At 58.1% G+C, this 3,544-nt stretch carries 1 protein-coding gene; it reads left to right on the top strand.

Features of this window, described 5'->3' with window-relative positions; all coding sequences use genetic code 11:
- Window positions 1-3,544 (top strand): beta strand repeat-containing protein (locus F7231_RS27000; protein ID WP_166694341.1); only part of this gene is annotated, 3,544 nt, incomplete at both ends.

The raw sequence follows: 3,544 nt of genomic DNA, 5'->3' as shown, positions 1-3,544 counted from the left end.
GCCACAGCCGGTTCTGAACCTGGCGGCCAGTTCCACGCTGGTAACCGTCAACACGCCCGTTAGCCTGTCAGCCATTGGCTGTCAGGGTACGGTGAGTTGGAGCAGCGGCGAGACCGGTACCAGCATCACCGTGACTCCAACGTTGGCTACTCAAACCTACAGTGCGACTTGTTCGACAGGGCCAGATTGCCTCACCACAGCCAGCATCCTGATTGAAACAGAAGCACAAGCGGTGATCTCCGTTAACAGCACCACTGTCTGCTACGGCTCAACAGCGACCCTGATGGCGACTGACTGCGCTGGAACGGTGACCTGGAATAACGGCACCACGGGTACGTCCCTAACCACACCAGCCCTGATCGGCACCACCAGTTACACCGCCACTTGTACCACGGCCACCTCCAGTACCTTCGCGGTGGCAACGGTAACGGTGCTGGATCAGCCCTTGCTGACGCTTTCAGCCAGTGCTACCTTGGTCACGGTGAACACCCCCGTAACCCTGATAGCCAATGGCTGCACAGGCAGCGTCACTTGGAGCAACGGCACCACCGCCAACACCATCACGGTGACACCGACGCAGGCTACCCAGACCTATAGTACTACCTGCACCACGGGCCCAGCTTGCTTCACCACCACCAGCATCACCATCGAAACAGAAGAGCCTGCTACCCTTGTAGTTACCTCAACTACGGTCTGCTACGGCAGTTCAGCAACGCTTATCGCCTCAGGCTGTCTGGGTACCGTCACTTGGAGCAACAGCACCACCGGCACTACGCTGGTAACGCCTGCTCTAACCGGCACTACCGACTACACCGCCACTTGTACCACGGCCACCTCAAGTACCTTCGCGGTGGCAACGGTAACGGTGCTGGAACAGCCCCTGCTTGACCTGACCGCCAGCGCAACGCTGGCAACCACCGGTACGCCCGTTAGTCTGTCCGCTATCGGTTGTTCAGGCACTATCACCTGGAACACAGGAGCCACGGGGGCCAGCATCACGGTGACGCCAACCCAAGCGACCCAAACTTACAGTGCTACCTGCACCACCGGGCCGGACTGCTTCACCACGGCCAGCATCCTGATTGAAACAGAAGCACAAGCGGTGATCTCCATTAACAGCACCACTGTCTGCTACGGCACCCCGGCCACTCTGACAGCCACTGGCTGCGCAGGCAGCGTCAGTTGGAGCAACGGCACCACGGGTACGTCCCTAACCACACCAGCCCTGATCAGCACCACCAGTTACACGGCCACCTGCACCACCGCTACCTCATCCACCTTCGCTGTTGCGACGGTAACGGTGCTGGATCAGCCACTGCTCACCATACAGGCCAGCAGAACCCTGGTGACCGCAGGTACGCCCGTGAGCCTGTCGGCCATCGGTTGTGTAGGCACGGTGAACTGGAGCAACGGCGCAACGGGCAGCAGCATCACAGTAGCCCCGTCTTCGCCTAGTCAGACCTACTCAGCAACCTGTATCACAGGCCAAGATTGTTTCATAACAGCTAGTCTTGTCGTCGAAACAGAAGCAGCGGCGGAGATCACCGTCAGCAGCGAAACGATCTGCTACGGCAGTTCAGGTGCGCTCAGCACTTCAGGCTGTGCAGGTACGGTGAGCTGGAACACAGGTGCTACGGGTACGTTCTTGACCACGCCGGCCCTGACCACTACCACCAGTTACACCGCTACCTGCATCACCGCCACATCGACGGCCTTCGCTGTGGGCACGGTAACGGTACTACCACAACCAGCATTGAACCTGACTGCCAGTTCAACACTGGTAACGATCAATACGCCGGTAAGCCTGTCGGCCCTTGATTGCCAGGGTATCGTGAGCTGGAACACCGGCGCGACGGGCAGCACCATCATGGTAACACCAACACTGACCACCCAGTTGTACAGTGCTACCTGCACTACGGGCCCAGCTTGCTTTACCACCACATCGATCGTGATCGAAACGGAAGCACCGGCTGATATCACGGTAGACAGCCAAACCATCTGCTACGGCTCAACAGCCGTTCTACAGGCGAACGGGTGCACTGGAGTGATAACCTGGAGCAACGGCATAACAGCTACGTCACTGACCATCCCAGTACTCACCCAGACTACTAGCTATACCGCTTTCTGTACCACGGCCACCTCATCGGCCTTTACCATTGGCACGGTAACGGTGCTGGATCAGCCTTTGCTTGACTTACTAGCCAGCTCAACATTGGTGACGGTCAACACACCGGTAAGCTTGTCGGCCATTGGTTGCCAGGGTACTGTCACCTGGAGTACAAGTACCATAGGAGCTACTATCATAGTGACTCCAACGTTGGCCACTCAGACCTACAGTGCGACCTGTTCGACAGGGCCAGATTGCCTCACCATAGCCAGCATCCTGATTGAGACAGAGGAACCTGCTACCCTGACGGTCACCTCAGCTATTGTGTGCTACGGCACGTCGGCTACACTCACGGCCGCAGGTTGTGGGGGTACCATCAGCTGGAGCAACGGCTCAACAGGCTCAACGTTGGTGACACCGACTCTGACCAGCACCACCGACTACACGGCCACCTGCACCACCGCCACCTCCAGTACCTTCGCCGTGGCAACGGTGACGGTGCTGGACCAACCCCTACTCAGCCTGCAAGCCAGTGCTATACTGGTAACTACTGGCACCTCCATTAGCCTGTCAGCTACTGGCTGCGCAGGCACGGTAAGCTGGAATAACGGAGAAACCGGTAGCACTATCATGGCGACGCCGACAATGGCTAGCCAGACTTACTCGGCCACCTGCACAACGGGACCAGGTTGCTTCACGACCGCCAGCATCACTATCGAGACAGAAGTGCCAGCGATGATCAACGTCAATAGCGAAACAATCTGCTACGGCACTATTGCTACCTTAATGGCTACAGACTGCGCCGGGACCGTTACCTGGAATACGGGCGCCACAGGTACGTCTTTGACAACACCTAGCCTGACGCAGACCACCAGCTACACGGCCATTTGTACGACGGCGACCTCCAGTACCCTCGCTGTGGGCACAGTGACGGTGCTGGATCAACCTCTGCTCGAGCTGACCGCCAGTTCAACGCTAGTAACCACCGGTACCCCCGTCAGCCTGTCAGCCATCGGTTGTTCGGGCACCATCACCTGGAGCAACGGAGCAACCGGTAGCACTATCACGGTCGTACCAACCCAGGCCAGCCAGACCTACAGTGCCACCTGCACCACCGGTCCAGCTTGTTTCACCACAGCCAGCCTTGTCATCACTACCGAAGAACCAGCTAACCTGATTGTGACATCAGCTACCATTTGCTACGGTAGTTCAGCTACACTTACTGCGGCGGGTTGTGCTGGAACGATTAGCTGGAACATGGGCGCTACGGGTACATCCCTAACGACACCCGTGCTGACCCAGACTACCACCTACACGGCCACATGTACGACGGCTACCTCAAGTACGTTCGCCGTAGGCACGGTAACGGTGCTGGAGCAGCCGGTGCTTAGCCTACAGGCTAGTTCCACGCTGGTAACAACAGGTACACCCGTTAGT

The sequence above is a fragment of the Fibrivirga algicola genome (assembly GCF_011742925.1).
GTDB classification, from domain to species: domain Bacteria; phylum Bacteroidota; class Bacteroidia; order Cytophagales; family Spirosomataceae; genus Fibrella; species Fibrella algicola.
This window is presented reverse-complemented; position numbering and strand designations above follow the sequence as displayed.